Origin of the sequence: Epilithonimonas sp., assembly GCF_036780765.1 — a bacterium.
In the GTDB taxonomy this organism is placed as follows: Bacteria; Bacteroidota; Bacteroidia; order Flavobacteriales; family Weeksellaceae; genus Epilithonimonas.
On sequence record NZ_DAIQCG010000002.1, the window covers coordinates 403,458 to 421,961 of the forward strand.

Annotated in this window: 17 protein-coding genes and 1 tRNA gene; 11 read left to right on the plus strand and 7 right to left on the minus strand. The window is 34.5% G+C overall.

What is annotated here, in order from left to right; translation table 11 throughout:
• Positions 1 to 3 precede the first annotated feature (3 nt).
• Complete coding sequence (locus tag V7P73_RS05290) at positions 4 to 447, plus strand: hypothetical protein (protein WP_333851889.1); 444 nt, start codon at positions 4 to 6, stop codon at positions 445 to 447.
• 3 nt (positions 448 to 450) lie between these two features.
• On the opposite strand, the gene V7P73_RS05295 is transcribed toward V7P73_RS05290, so the two are convergent.
• Positions 451 to 1,344, minus strand: coding sequence for a helix-turn-helix domain-containing protein (locus V7P73_RS05295; protein ID WP_333851890.1), 894 nt, complete (start codon positions 1,342 to 1,344; stop codon positions 451 to 453).
• Positions 1,345 to 1,800: 456 nt separating this feature from the next.
• Here V7P73_RS05295 and V7P73_RS05300 point away from each other — a divergent pair, with 456 nt between their 5' ends.
• The gene (locus V7P73_RS05300; protein ID WP_333851891.1) at positions 1,801 to 2,784 is read left to right on the plus strand and encodes an aldo/keto reductase; all 984 of its coding nucleotides are present in this window, start codon (positions 1,801 to 1,803) and stop codon (positions 2,782 to 2,784) included.
• Between the two features lie 287 nt (positions 2,785 to 3,071).
• Here the strand turns inward: V7P73_RS05300 and V7P73_RS05305 are convergent, their stop codons facing one another.
• Together V7P73_RS05305 and V7P73_RS05310 are read right to left on the minus strand one after the other, a co-directional pair.
• Complete coding sequence (locus tag V7P73_RS05305; RefSeq protein ID WP_333851892.1) at positions 3,072 to 4,034, minus strand: bifunctional helix-turn-helix transcriptional regulator/GNAT family N-acetyltransferase; 963 nt, start codon at positions 4,032 to 4,034, stop codon at positions 3,072 to 3,074.
• Between the two features lie 389 nt (positions 4,035 to 4,423).
• Positions 4,424 to 4,511: transfer RNA gene (locus V7P73_RS05310), tRNA-Ser, on the minus strand.
• Between the two features lie 466 nt (positions 4,512 to 4,977).
• Here V7P73_RS05310 and V7P73_RS05315 point away from each other — a divergent pair.
• From V7P73_RS05315 to V7P73_RS05325, 3 genes are all read left to right on the plus strand, one after another.
• Positions 4,978 to 6,489 carry an acyl-CoA dehydrogenase family protein gene (locus V7P73_RS05315; RefSeq protein WP_333851893.1) on the plus strand — a complete coding sequence of 504 codons (1,512 nt, stop codon included), beginning with the start codon at positions 4,978 to 4,980 and terminating at the stop codon, positions 6,487 to 6,489.
• A 303-nt stretch (positions 6,490 to 6,792) separates the two neighbouring features.
• Entirely contained in the window at positions 6,793 to 7,215 is a 423-nt protein-coding gene (locus V7P73_RS05320) for a cold-shock protein (RefSeq protein WP_333851894.1), read from the plus strand.
• Positions 7,216 to 7,292: 77 nt separating this feature from the next.
• Complete coding sequence (locus V7P73_RS05325; protein WP_333851895.1) at positions 7,293 to 7,553, plus strand: SemiSWEET transporter; 261 nt, start codon at positions 7,293 to 7,295, stop codon at positions 7,551 to 7,553.
• Here the strand turns inward: V7P73_RS05325 and pdeM are convergent.
• Together pdeM and V7P73_RS05335 are read right to left on the minus strand one after the other, a co-directional pair.
• The gene (gene pdeM / locus V7P73_RS05330) at positions 7,550 to 8,194 is read right to left on the minus strand and encodes a ligase-associated DNA damage response endonuclease PdeM (RefSeq protein WP_333851896.1); all 645 of its coding nucleotides are present in this window, start codon (positions 8,192 to 8,194) and stop codon (positions 7,550 to 7,552) included. The two genes, V7P73_RS05325 and pdeM, sit on opposite strands and share 4 nt — an antisense overlap.
• A gap of 126 nt (positions 8,195 to 8,320) precedes the next feature.
• Positions 8,321 to 10,789, minus strand: coding sequence for a ligase-associated DNA damage response DEXH box helicase (locus V7P73_RS05335; RefSeq protein WP_333851897.1), 2,469 nt, complete (start codon positions 10,787 to 10,789; stop codon positions 8,321 to 8,323).
• Positions 10,790 to 10,901: 112 nt separating this feature from the next.
• Between V7P73_RS05335 and V7P73_RS05340 the strand changes: the two genes are divergently transcribed.
• The 4 genes from V7P73_RS05340 to V7P73_RS05355 all read left to right on the plus strand — a co-directional run bounded on the left by V7P73_RS05340 (position 10,902) and on the right by V7P73_RS05355 (position 13,396).
• Complete coding sequence (locus tag V7P73_RS05340; RefSeq protein WP_333851898.1) at positions 10,902 to 11,417, plus strand: DNA cytosine methyltransferase; 516 nt, start codon at positions 10,902 to 10,904, stop codon at positions 11,415 to 11,417.
• Positions 11,417 to 11,572: a hypothetical protein gene (locus tag V7P73_RS05345; RefSeq protein WP_333851899.1), complete on the plus strand. Its 156-nt coding sequence runs from the start codon at positions 11,417 to 11,419 to the stop codon at positions 11,570 to 11,572. The genes V7P73_RS05340 and V7P73_RS05345 overlap by 1 nt, the downstream gene beginning before the upstream one ends.
• Positions 11,565 to 12,347, plus strand: a complete 783-nt coding sequence (locus tag V7P73_RS05350; protein WP_333851900.1) for an HNH endonuclease — start codon at positions 11,565 to 11,567, stop codon at positions 12,345 to 12,347. Before V7P73_RS05345 ends, V7P73_RS05350 begins: the two co-directional genes overlap by 8 nt.
• Before the next feature lie 137 nt (positions 12,348 to 12,484).
• A complete protein-coding gene (locus V7P73_RS05355) occupies positions 12,485 to 13,396 on the plus strand; it encodes a hypothetical protein (protein ID WP_333851901.1) in 912 nt (303 codons plus the stop codon).
• A gap of 6 nt (positions 13,397 to 13,402) precedes the next feature.
• Here the strand turns inward: V7P73_RS05355 and V7P73_RS05360 are convergent, their stop codons facing one another.
• Together V7P73_RS05360 and V7P73_RS05365 are read right to left on the minus strand one after the other, a co-directional pair.
• Positions 13,403 to 14,983: an ATP-dependent DNA ligase gene (locus V7P73_RS05360; RefSeq protein ID WP_333851902.1), complete on the minus strand. Its 1,581-nt coding sequence runs from the start codon at positions 14,981 to 14,983 to the stop codon at positions 13,403 to 13,405.
• A gap of 79 nt (positions 14,984 to 15,062) precedes the next feature.
• Complete coding sequence (locus V7P73_RS05365) at positions 15,063 to 16,088, minus strand: ligase-associated DNA damage response exonuclease (RefSeq protein WP_333852127.1); 1,026 nt, start codon at positions 16,086 to 16,088, stop codon at positions 15,063 to 15,065.
• A gap of 657 nt (positions 16,089 to 16,745) precedes the next feature.
• On the opposite strand from V7P73_RS05365, the gene V7P73_RS05370 reads away from it, so the two are divergent.
• The gene (locus V7P73_RS05370) at positions 16,746 to 18,155 is read left to right on the plus strand and encodes an APC family permease (protein ID WP_333851903.1); all 1,410 of its coding nucleotides are present in this window, start codon (positions 16,746 to 16,748) and stop codon (positions 18,153 to 18,155) included.
• Positions 18,145 to 18,363 carry a hypothetical protein gene (locus tag V7P73_RS05375; RefSeq protein ID WP_333851904.1) on the plus strand — a complete coding sequence of 73 codons (219 nt, stop codon included), beginning with the start codon at positions 18,145 to 18,147 and terminating at the stop codon, positions 18,361 to 18,363. Before V7P73_RS05370 ends, V7P73_RS05375 begins: the two co-directional genes overlap by 11 nt.
• Positions 18,364 to 18,504 lie beyond the last annotated feature (141 nt).

Consider the following 18,504-nt stretch of genomic DNA (forward strand, 5'->3'; position numbering starts at 1 on the left):
TTTATGAAAAAGCTGATTCTTGCTTTCGCAGTTTTCTTTTGCTACCAATTTTCTTTTGCACAAAAATCTGAAGCTAATCCAATTTATATTGTTGATAATGTGATTGTTTCTAATGTTTTGCTTCATAGTTTCAATCCGGAGGAAATTCAAAGTGTTCAGGTTTACAAATCGCCGTCTTCGCAAATCGAGCAATACGATGATCTTGTGAAAAATGGTTTGATTAATATTATAATGAAAAAGCCTTTAAACCTCGAAAAAGTAACTATTTCCGAAGCCAAAAAAAGATTGAATCTCACATCAGAATCAAGATTTTTTCTGAATGATATCGAAGTTCATAATGAATCGATTCTAATTGCGGAAGATCTTTTGAAAAGAGCCAGAATTCTACAACCTGATAAGAAATTCAATAATTATAAAGTTCCTGCAATCAGCATAGAAACTAATTAAATTTCAATTCAAATTCCTATACTCATTCGGAGAAACGCCAACTTTCTGCTTAAATAATCGCGTAAAATGCTGAGGGTATTTAAACCCTAAACCATAGGCAATCTCGCTGATAGATTTATTCACGTCAAAAATTCTCTCTTTCGCTACATCAATCACCTTTGACTGGATGTATTCCTGCGCAGATTTTCCGGTTTCTTTTTTCACCAAATCTCCAAAATAATTGGCAGAAAGATTCAGTTTTTCAGCACACCACGACACAGAAGGAAGCCCGATGTTCTGCGGTTTATCCGAGAAAAAATAATCATTCATCAGATTTTCAAATTTCTCCAGCACGCCTTTGTTGGCATTATCTCTTGTGATAAACTGTCGGTCGTAGAAGCGCAAACAGTAATTCAGGAGCAATTCTATGTTAGAAGTGATGAGCATTTTGCTGTGCTTGTCAATAGATTGTTGCAACTCATAATGTATTTTTTCAAAACATTCCGCAATGAGCTTTTTCTCTTTATCGGAAAGATGGAGCGCTTCATTGGTATTATAACCAAAAAAACCAAACTCATTCATTCTCTTTCCCAAAGGTGTATTCAGCAACAAATCAGGATGAAAAGCCAGCGCAAGTCCACTTGGTTGAAAAACTTCATCACTCACAACTTCAACCACTTGTCCCGGAGCAAAAAACACCAAAGTCCCTTCCTGATAATCATAATTATGGTTTCCGTATTTCAAATCTCCACATTTCACACGTTTCAGAACCACACAATAGACATCAAAAATCATCTTGTGAGCCGCTCTTGGGTTAGCTTTTGTATGGTCAACAATACTCACCAAAGGATGCAAAGTTTCATTGTTATTAAATTGATTATAATCGTTTATCGTATTGAAATTCACAATTCTATCCATCGTACTGTCATTTTATAAAACAAAATTACACAATCTATTTCGCCAATCATCATCCTATTATCTCAATCAGTAATAATGGTAAGAAATTCTGTAATCTGTATAATTCCGGGTTTTCTAAAATTAATTTGGGCGTATCCCTTTGGATTTTTGCCAGAAAATTTTGTCTTCAAAAGATACATTCAGTCAGACAAAAAACCAAGCGGGTCGGGCTATCCGCTATATCTTTTTTGTCATTGCGAAGGAAGAGAGGTAATCAATTGAACTTTTCAGCAATCGCAATAACAAAAAAGGATGCCGCTACTATCCCTTACGCAACAATGCGCACGATAAATTCAAGCAAAATTATCATCAGTAAAATTGGTAAGTAAAGCAGTAATCTGTATAATGAAACCTTTGAAATTTCGTCGGACATTTGCAATGTGATTTTACACCAAGTTTAATTTAAAATTTAAAAAAATGAAAACAAGAATATTAGGAAAAAGCGGATTGGAAGTATCCGAATTAGGATTAGGATGTATGGGATTAACGTTCGGTTACGGACCAGCAACCAGTGAAAAAGACGCCATTGGATTAATTCAAAAAGCTTACGATTTAGGCGTTACATTTTTCGATACAGCCGAAGCTTACAGCCAAGGTTTGAACGAACAGTTTTTAGGAAAAGCAGTCAAATCTTTCCGTAATGAAGTGGTAATTGCTACAAAATTCGGTTTTCTGGAAGGCGATGCTTCAAAAGGTGTTGACAGTCGTCCTGAAAGAATTCGGCAGGTCGTAGAAAATTCTTTAAAATATCTGGATACTGACGTTATTGATTTGCTGTACCAACACAGAGTTGACCCGAATGTTCCGATGGAAGACGTTGCTGGAACAGTAAAAGATTTGATTGAGGAAGGAAAAGTAAAACATTTCGGAATGAGCGAAGCCGGTGTGGAAAGCATTAGAAAAGCACACGCAGTTTTGCCGGTTACGGCTCTTCAAAGTGAATATTCTATGTTTTGGCGCGAACCGGAAAATGAAATTCTGCCTTTGCTGGAAGAATTAGGAATTGGTTTTGTTCCTTTCAGTCCGCTTGGAAAAGGGTTTTTGACAGGAACCATTAATTCTGAAACTAAATTTGATGACAACGATTTTAGAAATATCGTTCCGAGTTTTTCAGAAGAAAACAGAAAAGCCAATCAGGAATTGGTTGATTTGGTAAAAGCGATTGCAATTGAGAATAATGCAACTCCGGCTCAAATCGCATTAAGCTGGTTATTGGCTCAGAAACCTTACATCGCTCCGATTCCTGGAACTACAAAAATCCATAGATTGGAAGAAAATGTCGGAGCTGTTGATATCACTTTGTCTCAGGAAGAATTGAGCAGAATCAATACATCTTTGGAAGCAATTAAAATTGTTGGAGAACGTTATCCTGCCGCACTTCAGGCAAGAGTTGGGAAATAATTGTTTGTTCAGTTAATCAAATATCAGAAAAATCTGCGGGAAACGATCTTCCGCAGATTTTTATTTAATAATAACTTAAAATATAAACTATGAAAAAAGTACTTATAATCGGCGCTTCGGGAAGTTGGCGGCATACGTTATTGAAGCTTTCAAAAATTTAGAAAATATAAAACTGACTTTATTTCTAAGAAACAAAAACAGAATTTCAAAAGAACTTTCAGATGCTTGCAAAATCATCGAAGGCGACGCTTTTTTGAACGAGAGGTCTTTTTTTATCAAAAATGATTTTACTTCTTCAAATCCAATTCCATCTGGATATTCGCTCGTTTATAAGGAGTCGGTCGACCTGTAATTCTCTCAAATCCCATTTTATAATACAGATTAATTGCAGGTTTCAGAATCGTATTGCTTTCCAGATATAATTTTGAAGCACCCAATTCTTTAGCGGTATTAATAATTGCCTGACCCAAAAGCCAGCCTAAGTTTTTTCCTTGAGCTTTTGGAGAAACTGCCATTTTTGCCATTTCAAAATCGTAGTTTTCATCGTTCATTTTTATCAAAGCACAAACGCCTAAAGGTTCGTCTTTGTACAGCGCAACCAATATTTTTCCGCCTTTTTCGAGAATATATTCTTGCGGATTGTCCAATGATTTGTAATCTGTTTCTTCCATTTCAAAGTAAGTCGAAATCCATTCTTCATTCAAAGCTTTGAAAGCAGTTTGATACTTTGGCTCGTATTCCACGATTTTTACATCCTTACTTTCACGGATTTTTTTCTGTTCCTGAACCCGTTTTAATAATGATTTTTGTTCCAGCAGAAATTCCCATTCGGCAACAGCTTCCCAAAGATTATGATTGGCTTCTTCTAAAAGGCTTTCCACAGCGAGACCAATGTCAACGCATTGTTCTTTCAACATTTTATCTGCTAACGTTTTTCCTTTTTCGGTCAATGCAACAACATTTCTGCGTTTATCATTAGATTCAAGTTTATCATTGATTAAACCAACTTTTATCATTTCTTTCACAATTTTCGTTACAGAAGGCTGTGAATGCCCGATTTCTTTAGCAATTTCCGTGATTGTTATTTCCTCTGTTTCTGATAAAACAAAGAAAACCGGAAACCATTTCGGAGAAAATTCCGCAACGTTGTACATTTCGTAAATTTTCGTTGCATCATCTGTAAATCGGCTTGTCAGTAAACGCAATCTGCTTCCTAAAGCCATTTTTCCCGTTCTTTCAAATATATTCATAATTAATTACATAACTGATTATGCAAATGTAAATATAAATTTTGATTTAATATTAATTGTGAGAAAATTTAAAATTACAATTAAATCTAGATGCTCTAAGTTTGAATTTCTTAAAGTTTAAAAAATGAAAGAAATAGTAAAAAGAGTTGTTTCTGAATTTAATACTGAAATTGTTTAATAATTTACTTTTTAATACCCCTTTTTGCGAGATGTTCAATCGTTAGACTTCCTATTTAGTTGGGTTTTCCAGAGTTTTTAGTGACCTGTTTCGATATTTTCCAATAGGTCACTAAATAGGTCACTTTTGATGTTTTTTGATACTATTGCTAAAACAAAAAACGCTGTAAACATTAATGTTTACAGCGTTTAGCTTATTTTGGTTTCCCAACTGGCGGAGAGTGAGGGATTCGAACCCCCGGACCTGTTACAGTCAACAGTTTTCAAGACTGCCGCAATCGACCACTCTGCCAACTCTCCTTACTTGCTACGATCTCTCGTTTTCAGTGGTGCAAATATAGAAAGCTTTTGTATTCTGACCAAATAATATTTGAAAAAAGTTTTTAATTCATTAATTATCAAACTAAAAAATTAATTCTGATAATTCAAAACCTGATAAAAACCTTGAGAATTGCTTTGATTGATACAAAAAGTCTTGAGGGAAATAGGTTTTGTAACTGTTAATTCTGCCAAAAAGAAAAATATTTACTGAATATTTAATTATTAATCTTCTAATCTTTCATAATAAAATACTAATTAGGCCTGTCTAAATCATTAATTATAAATAAAAACAATTTATAAAATAACTATTAATTATTAATAGTATCTTTGATGCGATAATGTATGTGTGAAGTGCTGATTTTAAGTGATTAAGTCCTGTGCCATTCGCTTCACTTTATTTTTTGCTGTAGAGATGGCATACAGCGTTTTTATTTTATTTTAAATTATGAATGCAGTAGCATTAGACTTTCCTTCGGTTTCTTATGCAGAATTCCTTTCTAATTTTAAGGCTTCTTTAGGGTCTTTGTTTCAAAGAGAAAACATAGATCAATTAAGTCTTTCCAGAGGTTTACCTCCTAATGTTTGGAAAGAAATTTTCAATTTGAAACCTCTTTCTGTTGCTATTCCAACTGAATATGGTGGAAGAGGCGTGAAGGTGAAAGAATGTTTAGGGATACTTTCTGCTGCTTCTTACGAATCATTACCACTGTCATTAACGTTCGGGATCAATATCGCTTTGTTCCTTGAGCCTTTGGCAAAATATGGTAATAACATCATCAAAGGTGATATTTTCAAACATTTCTTAGATTTCGGAGCTATGGGTGGTTTGATGATTACTGAACCGGATTACGGAAGTGATGCGCTTAGTATGAGAACTCAAAACGAGCTTAAAGACAAAGAATACCATATCAAAGGAACAAAACACTGGCAAGGTCTTACAGGTTTAGCCAACTATTGGCTGGTAACTTCAAGAAATGTGAATTCTGAAGGAAATCTTGCGAGAGACGTGGATTTCTTCATCGCTGATACTCACAAACCAGAACAAAATATTGAGGTTCAGGAATATTATGACAATGCAGGATTGTATATGATTCCTTACGGTCTCAACAAACTTGATATCAAAGTTCCAGAAGAAAATAAATTAATTCCTGAATCAACAGGTCTTAAGTTGATGTTGGATTTGCTTCACAGAAGTAGATTGCAGTTTCCTGGGATGGGAATGGGATTCCTGAAAAGAATGATGGATGAGGCGATGACGCAATGTAAAGAAAGAATCGTTGGTGCTTCTAATTTATTTTCTTTAGACCAAGTTCAGTATCAATTGGCTAAATTGCAGTCTTTCTTTACACTTTCTTCTGCGATGTGCGCAAAAAGCACATTGATAAGTGGAATTGACAAAGATGTTTCTGCAAGCGGCGTTCACGCCAACAGTATGAAAGCTTTTGTGACCGATATGATGCAGGAAGCTGCTCAGATTTTGGTGCAATTATCTGGTGCTAAAGGTTATAGATTAAGCCATATTGGTGGAAGAGGAATAATGGATAGCAGACCTTTCCAAATCTTTGAAGGTTCCAACGAAATGCTTTATACACAGATTGCTGAAGGGGTTTTGAAGGATATGAAAAAGAAGAAAACAGACAATCTTGGAGAATATCTTTTGATTAATGAAATCACTAACAATGCAGCTAAATTCTATTCCAAAGAATTGGATTTTACAATTGGAGGTCCGCTTTCTCAAAGAAAAATGATTGATCTGGGAAAAATTATTTCAAGAATCGTTACCGTTAATGATTTAACAGATTTGAATAACGCAGGTTTCAATCAAGACTTGACGGATAACTCGATAGAAATTGTAAGACAGGAGATTGTAACGCTTATTGCTTCTATGAACCATCATAAGAATATCAATGCACTTTGCGACACAAACGAAAAAAGTGATTGGATGGACTTTTTCTAATCGAATCCTATAATAGATAAAGACAATGCCTCTAATTTTAGGGGCATTTTCTATGTCTCACATATTTATTGTATATTTGCATCATAATTCTAAACAGTTTCTGTATCTGCCGGTACAAGTTTTCTTTTATTTTGTGTTTCAGTCATTGGTAAATGTTTTAGGCAACACAACTTCTCGAATAGCGGAAACAGAATACTTTTTAATCTTATAGGAATCGATTTTCAAATTCCATTGGTGAAGATTTATTCTGAATTCATTTAATTCAATTTCGGAACATTAATTTAAAATAATAAGCAATAATTTATGGCAGATTCTTTCTCAAAAAAAGAAAACTTCAAGAAAAAACTTCAAAAACAAAAAGACAAAGCACTTCGTCGTGAAGAGCGTAAAACTAACAACGACAAAGGAAAAGAAACCGAGTTTATGTATGTTGATGCATACGGAAGACTAACTTCTACGCCTCCGGAAGAAAGACTAGAGGTTGATTTGGACAACATTCAGTTAGGTGCTGCTCCTATAGAAGCTGAAGAAACTGTGAAAACAGGAATTGTAACTTTTGTAAGTGAAAAAGGTTACGGTTTCATCACGGAAAATAAAACCAACGAAAACATCTTTTTCCATAGTAACAACTGCGCTGTACCAATCAAAAAAGGGAACAAAGTATCTTTCGAAAAAGAGAGATCTCCAAAAGGTTTTTCAGCTATTAATATTGAACTTGTCAAATAAAATTTGATTTAAAGATATTGACAATAAGCTCCGTTCGGGGCTTATTTTTTTGGCTTCATTTTAGATGATTCCAAATTATGAATACAGAATTACTAGGATTAATTGCCGGAGGAATCACATCTGTTGCGATGATGCCACAACTCATCAAAGTTATCAAAGAAAAAAACGCTGAAGATATTTCCGTAGCAATGCTTTTGGTCTTGATTACAGGTTTATCACTTTGGGTTTGGTACGGAATCTTGCAAGATGAATTGCCAATTATTTTATCCAATGGTTTTTCAATTTTAGTCAATTTAACCTTGCTGATTTGCTGTATTATTTTCAAAAAGAAAAACTAAATCTCATAAATCTCAGCATCTGTAAAAACATAGAATCTTCCTTTTTTTGGGAGATTTTTTGTATTTAAACCTGTAAACTCACTGAATGCAGGAAGTAATAATTGATTTTCTGAAACAACAAAACACGGCAGTTTGATATTTTTCACAGATGAATTGATAACAAATCCCGGATGAATATGACCCGTAATCTGAAATTTTTCATTCTTTTTTTGAAAATCGTGAACGAAAATAAAATCATCAATCTCCAAGATTGCATCTCTGAAATTTAAACAAAGTTTGGATTCTAGTTTTTTTGATATTCTATCGTGATTACCTTCAATCAAGTGAAATTCTAAATTCGAAAATTGGCTTTTCCATTCGCAGAATTTATCGACACCTGAATTGTCTCCTGCGTGAAGCAAATCGCCAACTACGAGAAACTTTTCTGGTTTAAAATATTCGATAAGAACAGATAATCTTTGTAAATCATTTTCAAAAACCTGGTCGGAGAGGGCAATTCCGTTTTTGCGGAAATGAGCAGTTTTTCCGATGTGTAAATCAGAGAGAATCAACGCTTTTTCCTTTTTCCAAAACAACGCACGCTGATTGGTTAAGGTGAAAACTTCGTTTTGAATATTGATATTTTTAGTTACTATTTTCATTTTAATTTCCTGTTTGTCATTCTGACGAAGGAAGAATCTCAGCTCTAAAGATTCTTCACTTCACTTCGTTCCGTTCTGAATGACACAACGATATTAAATTCACAATTGGCTTAGTTACAATTCACTTTATTTAACTTTCTTCGCTTGCTGAATCAACTTCTGAATTCTCGCATCCAAATCTTCACTCGTCAAAGTCTGTCTCAAACTATCAACTTTTATCGGGAAACTCAATGGAGTAAAAGCATTCGCAAATTTTAAAATAATTTTAGATTTTTCGATTCGCTTAAAAGCTTCTACCAATCTTTGTTCCTGCAGCTGCATATTAAAAACTTCCGTATAAGCTTGTCTCACAAGAAAATGATTCGGGTCGTAATCTTCTAGAACTTTAAAAATCAAACCTGCCGAACTTTGAAGTGATTTGTTGGAACGTTGCTGTCCGGGGAAATTCTGAACAACCATTCCGGAAATCACCGCAATATCACGAAATTTTCTTCTTGCCATTTCCGCCGCATTGATGCTGGAAATCACATCGGTCATCAGATTATCTCTCGTTAAAATTTTGTCTAAATTTTCTTCATTCAGAGGAATTTCTTTATCGCTGAACAATTCAAAACCATAATCATTCATCGCCATCGAAAACGAAATCGGAGCCAGTTTTGAAATCCTGAAAGCAATCAACGCCGCCATCACTTCGTGAACCAACCGTCCTTCAAACGGATACATAAATAAATGATAGCCTTCACGGTTTTTAATCATTTCCACCAAAAATTCATCATCTTTCGGAATGTGCGACCGCTCTTCCTGATTCATCAAAAGCGGATGCAGAAATTTCAGTTCTTTCTCAGAAACCTTTGGATTTAAAGCAATCGATAACTTTTCACGCAAAAACTGTCCAAGATTAGAACTCAACGGCAATCTTCCACCCAAATAACTCGGAGCCTGCGCTTTTCCTTTTGAAGCCCTTACAAAAACTGTCATATCTTTTATCATCGCCACTTCCAGAACTCTTCCTGCCAAAATAAATTTCTCTTCTTTTTTTAATCTTGAGATAAAATATTCCTCAACCATTCCGATATATCCGCCGGAAATAAATTTCACTTTCAGCATCGCATCGCTCACAATCGCACCCATATTCATCCTGTGAAGCATCGCAATTCTTCGGGAAGTAACTTTGTGCAAACCGTCTTCCATCACGACGACTTTGTGATATTCTTCGTAGCTTTTCAATGCACTTCCGCCAATCGTCAGAAATTCGATGATTGATTTCCATTCGTCATCCGTAATTTCCTGAAAAGTATAAACTTGCTTGATTCTTTCGTAAGTTTCTTCGGGATAAAATCCGTCGCCAATCGCCAAAGTCATTAGAAATTGAACCAAAACATCGAAACATAAAACCTGCGGTTCACGAGGCTCAATTTCATTTTGTTTAACGGCTTCTTTCAAAGCAGAAACTTCGATTAATTCTAAAGAATGCGTAGGAACGCAATAGATTTTTGAAGTTTCAAAAGGGGAGTGACCGCTTCTTCCTGCTCTTTGCAAAAATCTCGCAACACCTTTCGCAGAACCAATTTGAATCACTGTATCAACAGGTTTAAAATCAATTCCTAAATCTAAAGATGATGTTGAAACGACCGCTTTCAGTTTTCCCGAACTTAGATTCTCTTCGATCCAGTTTCGCAATTCTGCATCAATCGAACTGTGATGAATAGCAATTTGTCCCGCAAAATCGGGATAAACATTGAGCAAAAGCTGATACCACATTTCACTCTGACTTCTGGTATTCGTAAAAACAATCGTCGATTTTGATTGTAAAATAATCGGAACCACTTTATCTGCCAGTTTTTGTCCGAGATGTCCTGCCCAAGGCAAAATTTCAACTTCGTCCGGAAAAACAGGTAGAATTTCAATTTTCTTATGTTCTTTGGCGGTAATTTTTGTCTTTTTAATTGAATATGGAATTAAAACTTCCATCGCTTCAGCGAGATTTCCAATCGTTGCTGTGATTCCCCAGATTTTAAGTTTCGGAACATATTTTCTAAGCTGAGAAATTCCCAATTCTACCAAAACACCACGTTTTGAACCTAACAATTCGTGCCATTCATCCACAACAATCGTCTGCAGATTTTTGAAAAAACGCTGATGATTTTTCTGTCCTAATAATAACTGTAAACTTTCGGGAGTTGCGACCAGAATTTCAGGCATATTTTTGACCTGTTGTTGCCTAACTTTCGGATCAGTGTCACCATTCCTCAAGCCAACTGCCCAATCGAGTCCAATCTCGTCAATCGCTTCCTGCATTGCTTTGGCTATATCTTTTGAAAGGGAACGGAGCGGCGTAATCCAAATCATTTTCAGCCCCTTTTTATATTTATCAGGATGATTTAAGAAGTCTGAAATTAAAGCTAAAAAAACGGAATACGTCTTACCAAATCCGGTTGGTGCGACAACCATTCCGCTGTAACCATTTCCGAATTTCTGCCAAGTCTGAATCTGAAATTTAAAAGGCGAAATACCTTTATCGCTCATCCAGTTTTGGATGATTTTGTAGCCGTCGGTATTTTCGAATGTTGTCAAATTATTGTTTGTTTCTAACATTTCAAAGTATCAAATTTTTAACCAATTATAAAAAATATATTGTCATATTTTATTTTCATTTAATATATTTGAATATTGAAAATTTAACTTTAAAAATTGTGATGTTTATACTATGCGGGTTGATAATTTAGAAAAAGAAATATGTGTAGTTAAAGAGCCACAATTGGAATTCTTATACTATCAAGATGTAAAATCACGAAAGAAAAATGATACTTTAAATGTACTTTCATTATTTTCCGGTTGTGGAGGAATGGATTTAGGATTTGAAGGAGGTTTTTCTGTTTTACAAGAATCTGTAAACGAAATTTTATCACCAGATTTCATTAATAAAAAATTAAAGAATGGATTTGTTGAACTAAAAAAAACAAAATTTAAAACTGTTTTTGCTAATGATATTCTATCAGACGCCAGAAATGCTTGGGTCAACTATTTTTCTAAAAGAGGCAATAATGCGGAAGACTTTTACCAAGAAAGTATCGTTGATTTAGTAAAAATGCATAAAAATGGAATTTCTATTTTTCCAGATGAAGTTGATATTGTAACAGGTGGATTTCCTTGCCAAGATTTTAGTTTATCTGGAAAACTTATATATTCTCTTAAATGGTTAAACTCAAATCAATTAAACTGATGGATAAAGTAAAAATAGAAATAGCGCTAACTTCAGCACTTTCATTATTGAGAAATGAAATAAATAATATTGAATTTGAAGAGTTGAGAAATGAATATTTAATTGTAATTGAAAATTTGGAAATGGCATTAAACGAATTGGAAAATAATGGCTAAATGGACAAGAGATGAATTTATACTCGTAATGAATTTATATACAAAACTTCGTTACGGTCAATTTAATTATAGAAATGCAGAAGTAATACAGCTTGCGGAACTTATCGGCAAAACACCCGGTGCTGTTGCATTTAAGTTAGTTCATCTTTCACGTCAAGACCCAAAGCACAAAGATAGGGTAAAAGGATTAGCCAATCCGGGCAAAAATGCAATTGAAATGTATAATGAATTTACCAACAATTGGGACGAAATGCTTTATCAAAGTGAAGTCCTTTTGGCAAAATATCAAAATAAAAATATAGCAGAAATTGCTTTAGACCAAAACGAAATTCGAGAAATTGAAAAAGATATTTTAAATGGAAAAGAGGGCAAATGCATTGACCGAATTGTAAAAACAAGAGTAAATCAATCCTTATTTAGAAAAGTGGTTGTTAATAATTATTCTAATTCCTGTGCTGTTTGTAGTTTAGATATTCAAAGTTTATTGGTAGCAAGCCACATTTTAAAATGGTCAGAAAATGAAGAACATCGCCTTAATCCAACAAATGGACTTTGCCTATGTAATATTCACGACCGAGCATTTGAATTAGGTTATATCGGAATAAATATTGATTATTCAATTTTAGTTTCAAACGAACTTAAACAAGTAAAAGAACAAGAAACTTTTTCATCTTTATTTGGAAGACACGAAAATAAATCTATCATTTTACCGGATAAATTTTATCCCAATATTGACTTTTTAGAAAGTCATCTTAATTATACTTTCAAAGGTTAAATTCAGAGCCAAATAGAAGTGAATTTGATTCTTTACTAAGTAGAACTACGGAAGAGTTAAATCTTCACGGTCAAAATCCTACAAAAGAAATACAAAAATTACTAGGAAGAAATCTTGAACCATATGTTAAAGATTTGATGTCTGAATTAGCAGTCGGAACTCCATTCGAAGATTCAATAGAATTGATTGGAGGACAAAAATTTCCTGATATAATTGCTAAAAAATTTTACGGTATTGAAGTAAAAACTACAACTCAAAATCATTGGAAAACGACAGGTAATAGTGTTTTGGAAAGTACACGTGTTGATAATATTGAAAGAATTTTTATGTTATTCGCAAAACTTGCAAGTCCGATTGAGTTTCGTTGTCGTCCTTATGAAGAAGTTTTATCAGAAGTTGTTGTTACTCATTCACCAAGGTATCTGATTGATATGAATTTAGAAGAAGGTAAAACTATTTTTGATAAAATAAATATGCCTTACAATACTCTTCGAAAAAAAGATAATCCAATACGCCCTATTGTTGATTATTATAAAAGCAAACTAAAACCTGGTGAAGAATTGTGGTGGATGGATGCTGAAAATACTAATAAGGCAAGTAACATCGTAATCAGAATTTGGAATAATTTATCTACAACTGAAAAGCAAGAACTAAAAATTCGTTCAATGATTTACTTTCCAGAGCTTTTTGGAAACAGTAATGATAAATTTGGTCGTGTTGCAATATGGTTAGTTACTAGTGAAGCAGTAGTATGTCCAAATGTTCGAGATTTATATACTGCTGGAGGGAAAGTTGATTTATCAATTAAAGATAAAACGTATCAGAGTGTACCAAGAATTTTTCTAAACTTGCTGAATGCGATCCCTGAAATTGTTGAAACAATTTTGCAAACTTCCGCAAGCGAGCTTTCAGAATATTGGGAAGTAAAAACGACTGATAAAAAGAAAATTTTTGATTGGATAGATTTGGTTTCTGAACATTCAAAAAAAATTCAAGATGCTCGTCATTTAAATTTAAAAGAAATTCTTTCTCAATTAATTCTCAAGTAGAAAAAATTACTGTATCAATTTCTTAATCTCTTCCAAATCATCAATTTCATCCACTTTTTTATCTTTTCTCCAGCGTACAATTCTCGGAAAACGCAAAGCAACACCACTTTTGTGACGGTTGCTGAAACCAATTCCTTCGAAGGCAATTTCAAAAACCAGTTCAGGTTTTACGGTTCTTACCGGTCCGAATTTTTCAATCGCATTTTTGTTGACAAACTTGCTGACTTCCATTATTTCTTTGTCCGTTAAACCGGAATAAGCTTTGGCTATCGTGACTAATTTATCCTCGTTTTTTACAGCAAAAGTATAATCGGTGTAATATGCGCTTCGTCTTCCGCTACCTTTTTGGGCGTAAATCAAAACGGCATCAATTGTCAACGGATCGATTTTCCACTTCCACCAGTCGCCTTTTTTTCGTCCGGAGTGATAATGTGAGTTTTTCTGTTTCAACATCAAACCTTCACTGTTGATTTCTCTTGAGTTTTCTCTGATTTGGTATAATTCGTTCCAGTTTTCAAACGCAATCTGCAGGGAAATTTTGATGTTTTCGGGATTTTGATTTAATAATAATTCTTCCAGCATTACTCGTCTTGCAGAAATCGGTTTTTCCCTCAAATCATTTCCTTCCAATTCCAATAAATCATAAGCAAAAACCTGAATCGGAATTTCAGAAAGCATTTTCTTGGTTAAAGTTTTTCGATTGAGACGTTTTTGTAATTCATTAAAATTTAAAACTTTATTATCTTTCACGGCAAGAATTTCTCCATCAATTACAAAATTGCCTTTCATCTGCTGAACCACCTCTGTTATTTCGGGAAATTGTTCGGTAATCAGTTCTTCGCCTCTTGACCAGATAAAAACTTCATTATTTCTTCGGATAATTTGTCCACGGATTCCGTCCCATTTATATTCAATCTGCCATTCATCAGGTGTTCCGAGCTCTTCCAAATCTTTTTCCAAAGGATAAGCCAGGCAAGACGGATAAGGTTTAGAATTGTCGGGATTCACATTTTCTGCTGAAATCAATTCCTGAAAGGAAACCTCATTCGGTAACCATTTTCCCATCAAACTGTGCATCAAAGCACTGGATTCCTGTTCGGAAAATTTTGTCAAAGCATTAATCAAAGTTTTGTCTGAAACGCCAATTCTGAAACTTCCACCCAATAATTTATTGAAAATCAAACGTTCTGTATAATCAAGACCATTCCACGAAGTGAGGACAAATTCTTTTTTCTCGATCTCGGTCTTTGATTTTAGATTGATAATATCATTCATCCATTCAGACAAAGTACGTTCGATTTTTTCAGTTGGTGGCGGAAGAATTAATGACAATGTTTCTCCCAAATCGCCCACCGAAGAATAGCTTTCCTGAAAAACCCAAGACGGCAATTGGGTAATTTCCAACGCCCATTCTTTCATATAATTGCTATTCACGTTTCGTTTCGGTCTTTTTCCCGTGAACAAAGCTATGAACCAGACTTTATCATCATCCGGCGTACGTTCTAGGTAATCGATGATAGCATCGATTTTTGCGTTGGTCTTATTGGTGCTTTCGAGAGCATTGATTAATTCGGCGAAATTTTTCATCTGAAATTTTTTATGTTGTTAAAGGTCAGATGGAACGCTAACAGGATTTGTGTAGAATAAGATATTTGACTTGCGCGTTTCATTGCTCAGGATTTTTGATGATTTCTTTTTCAGTTTCCTCTTCGTCATCATCGCCGTATAAAGTTTCAACAACATCAGATTTGATTCCGATTTCGTTTAAATATTTTGAGAAAACTTCGGTTTGTCCGTGCGTAACGTGTACGATTTCAGCTTCTGTTGCTTTTATGGCTTGCAAAAGTCCTTTCCAATCGGCGTGATCGCTCATTGGGAAGCCTGCATCAGCACTTCGCCATCGTCTTGCACCACGAACCTGCATCCAGCCTGAACAAATAGCTGTTGCTGCATCGGGAATTTTTTTTATTACATTTGAATCTAATAAAGCGGGCGGAACAATGACAATGTCTCCAGCAACGTGTTTTATATTTTCTCTAAAATCAGGAATTTCGTAATCGGGAAGTTTGATTCCAACTTCTTCAAAAGCCTGATTGAGCTTACCTATAGAGTAGTGAACGTGAATTTTTCCTATTCCTTCCACAGCTTTCATTACTCTTTGAGCTTTTCCCAAAGAATAGCCGATGAATACAGAGGTTTTTTGATTCTCTTGATTCCGTAAAACCCAATTCTGCATTCTTTTATTCAAATCATCTACTTCGAGCCAATTGTAAATGGGAAGTCCGAAAGTACTTTCAGTTACAAATTCATTGCATTTTACCACTTCGTAGGGTGTGCTCAATCCATCATCCTGAACTTTGTAGTCTCCAGAAATTACACTTACATAACCTTTATATTCCAACCGAATCTGCGCTGAACCAATGATATGACCCGCAGGATGAAGCGATAATTTAACGCCATTAATATTGAGAACTTCGCCATATTGCAAAGTCTGACATTCGATATCTTCGCTGATTCTTTTATGTAAGATCGGTTTTGTAAAATGATGACAAAGGTATTTTTTCATTCCCCAGCGGGCGTGGTCGGCGTGACCGTGCGTGATAACCGCTAAATCAACAGGTCGCCACGGATCGATGTAGAATTTTCCCTGCGGACAATAAATGCCTTTGTTTGTGAATGTGATGAGTTTCAAAAGAATTTCGGTTTCTTCTGAATATTCAAAAAGCTGACCAATTTGTTTCAATTAAAACTCTTTTGTAGAACGCTTCAAGGTCTGTAGTTACGAATGAAATATCTTCTTGAAAATTAATTATGTATCATAGCCTTCAAATACGTTCTGTTTTGATTTACAGAAGGACAATTTGGTTTTGAAACTGAAGCTTTTTCATTGTATTCATTAATGCTTAGTTACCCCAAAATTGTGAATTCTTGTCAAATCCATTCAATTAAAATCATCATTCATAAAAAAGATAATTGGAAAGGAAACAATCAAGTTTCTTTGTTGTAATTGTTTTCTATGAAAAAAAATACCGAAGATAATAACAGCGAAAAGACAACGATATATAAAAAATAGTTGCAGTAATAACCATATTAATTGGTTTTTTTGGTTAGATTTCAACATGTTAAATTATGTTTTAATTTTTTTAATATTTAATAAAAACAATATTTTAATAAAAATCATTTAACAATAAGTGTGAAAAAATTAATTTTGACAAAATATTTATTATTATTTTAAATTTAATTATAAAAAAGCTAAGTACTTAATTGGAGAAAGTTTTAAATGGGGTTGCTGTAAAAAAATTAATTTTTTCAGTGAGATGTTTTTATATATTTGATTTCAAAGAAAACTATGGAAAAGAAACTCAAACTTTGGGATGCAGTGATGATCGTGATGGGCTCGATGATAGGAAGCGGAATTTTTATCGTGAGTGCGGATATTATGCGGAATCTCGGTTCCGGATATTGGCTGATTGTAGTTTGGTTAATTACCACAATAATGACCGTTGCGGCAGCTATAAGTTACGGCGAATTGTCAGCCTTATTCCCAAAAGCTGGCGGACAATACACTTACATCACAGAGATTTTTGGGAAACCAATGGGATTTCTTTATGGTTGGGGAATGTTTACTGTTATCCAAACAGGAACGATTGCCGCTGTTGCAGTTGCGTTTGGAAAATTTACCGCTTATTTGATTCCGAGTTTGAATGACGCGGCTCCGATTTTCCAAAGTGGCGAATTTAAAATCACTTGGATTCAGATTCTGGCAATTTTTGTGATTCTCTTTCTGACTTTTGTGAATACGAAAGGTGTTCAAAGTGGGAAAATTCTCCAAAATGTTTTTACATCATCCAAAATCATTGCGCTTCTTGGTTTGATTGTTCTTGGTTTTGTCTTGATTTCTCAATCTAATTGGAGTTCTAATATGAGTTTCGGCTGGGACGCTTTCCAAAACCTGAAACAAACCGAATGGAAAAGTATTTCTGGTGCTACTCTTGTTGGTGGAATTGCTGCCGCAATGGTTGGTTCGGTTTTCAGTTCTGTTGCTTGGGAAAACGTAACTTTTATCTCCGGAGAAATCGAAAATCCTAAAAGTAATGTGGTGAAAGCAATGATTCTCGGAACTTCTGCCGTAATGATTCTTTATCTTTTAGTGAATTTTGTTTACCTCAACGCACTCGGCAGAGATTCTATCGCTTTTGCTGCAAATGACCGAGTTGCTGTTGCTGCAGCCGAAAAAATGTTCGGAAATGCAGGTACTATTATCATTGCAGTTCTTGTGATGATTTCGACTTTTGGTTGTGTGAACGGGATTGTTTTGGCAGGAGCAAGAGTTTTCCAGACAATGGCAAAAGACGGCTTATTCTTAAAATCTGCAGTTGAAAATAATAAAAACGGAGTTCCCGGAAAATCACTTTGGATGCAGGGGATATGGGCAAGTCTGCTTTGCCTAAGTGGTCAATATGGTGATTTGCTGGATATGATTTCGTTTGTGATTGTTTTGTTTTATATGATTACAGTTTTTGGTGTCATCTATCTAAGAATTAAAAAACCTGAACTGGAAAGAGGTTACAAAACATTTCTTTATCCTTTCACACCAATTCTTTATCTTTTGATTGGAACTGGCTTTTGTATTTTGTTATTCATTTATAAACCGCAATATACTTGGCCAGGATTGGGATTGATTTTGCTTGGGTTGCCAGTTTATTTTTTTATTAATAAGAAAAGTAAAATTAATTATGAAAATATTAATGAAGATTAAATTTTTATTAGTTTTATTGTTTTCAGCATTTGTCTTTTCCCAAGATTTACAACCTGAATTAATTGTAAAAAAAGATAGTATAGCTAATGCCATTGATGAAAACAAAGATTTAATAGAAGGAATTTCAGGGGGAAAAATTTCAAACGGGAAACGGCTTTGCGAAGGAGCGGAAATAGAAGCACAAAAGTTCAGTTTAGCACTACCGTAGCATAAGCCATTTTCTATTTGCTAAATTACAGAAAAGAAAATAAAAATGGCTTATGCGATGATAGAATTACTGTCGTTGAGTTATGCACTTAATCCGCTCTTTTGCAAAACCGATGTTACTAGCAGGGCTTTTTGTCAACCC

What these genes read in the sequence shown, in the direction of transcription:
- V7P73_RS05305 (WP_333851892.1), bottom strand. Translation starts at nt 4,034, where the DNA reads ATGAATATATTTGAAAGAACGGGAAAAATGGCTTTAGGAAGCAGATTG.
- V7P73_RS05335 (WP_333851897.1), bottom strand. Translation starts at nt 10,789, where the DNA reads ATGTTAGAAACAAACAATAATTTGACAACATTCGAAAATACCGACGGC.
- V7P73_RS05370 (WP_333851903.1), top strand. Translation starts at nt 16,746, where the DNA reads ATGGAAAAGAAACTCAAACTTTGGGATGCAGTGATGATCGTGATGGGC.
- V7P73_RS05345 (WP_333851899.1), top strand. Translation starts at nt 11,417, where the DNA reads ATGGATAAAGTAAAAATAGAAATAGCGCTAACTTCAGCACTTTCATTA.
- V7P73_RS05375 (WP_333851904.1), top strand. Translation starts at nt 18,145, where the DNA reads ATGAAGATTAAATTTTTATTAGTTTTATTGTTTTCAGCATTTGTCTTT.
- V7P73_RS05355 (WP_333851901.1), top strand. Translation starts at nt 12,485, where the DNA reads ATGTCTGAATTAGCAGTCGGAACTCCATTCGAAGATTCAATAGAATTG.
- V7P73_RS05340 (WP_333851898.1), top strand. Translation starts at nt 10,902, where the DNA reads ATGCGGGTTGATAATTTAGAAAAAGAAATATGTGTAGTTAAAGAGCCA.
- V7P73_RS05315 (WP_333851893.1), top strand. Translation starts at nt 4,978, where the DNA reads ATGAATGCAGTAGCATTAGACTTTCCTTCGGTTTCTTATGCAGAATTC.
- V7P73_RS05325 (WP_333851895.1), top strand. Translation starts at nt 7,293, where the DNA reads ATGAATACAGAATTACTAGGATTAATTGCCGGAGGAATCACATCTGTT.
- V7P73_RS05350 (WP_333851900.1), top strand. Translation starts at nt 11,565, where the DNA reads ATGGCTAAATGGACAAGAGATGAATTTATACTCGTAATGAATTTATAT.
- pdeM (WP_333851896.1), bottom strand. Translation starts at nt 8,194, where the DNA reads ATGAAAATAGTAACTAAAAATATCAATATTCAAAACGAAGTTTTCACC.
- V7P73_RS05300 (WP_333851891.1), top strand. Translation starts at nt 1,801, where the DNA reads ATGAAAACAAGAATATTAGGAAAAAGCGGATTGGAAGTATCCGAATTA.
- V7P73_RS05360 (WP_333851902.1), bottom strand. Translation starts at nt 14,983, where the DNA reads ATGAAAAATTTCGCCGAATTAATCAATGCTCTCGAAAGCACCAATAAG.
- V7P73_RS05320 (WP_333851894.1), top strand. Translation starts at nt 6,793, where the DNA reads ATGGCAGATTCTTTCTCAAAAAAAGAAAACTTCAAGAAAAAACTTCAA.
- V7P73_RS05295 (WP_333851890.1), bottom strand. Translation starts at nt 1,344, where the DNA reads ATGGATAGAATTGTGAATTTCAATACGATAAACGATTATAATCAATTT.
- V7P73_RS05290 (WP_333851889.1), top strand. Translation starts at nt 4, where the DNA reads ATGAAAAAGCTGATTCTTGCTTTCGCAGTTTTCTTTTGCTACCAATTT.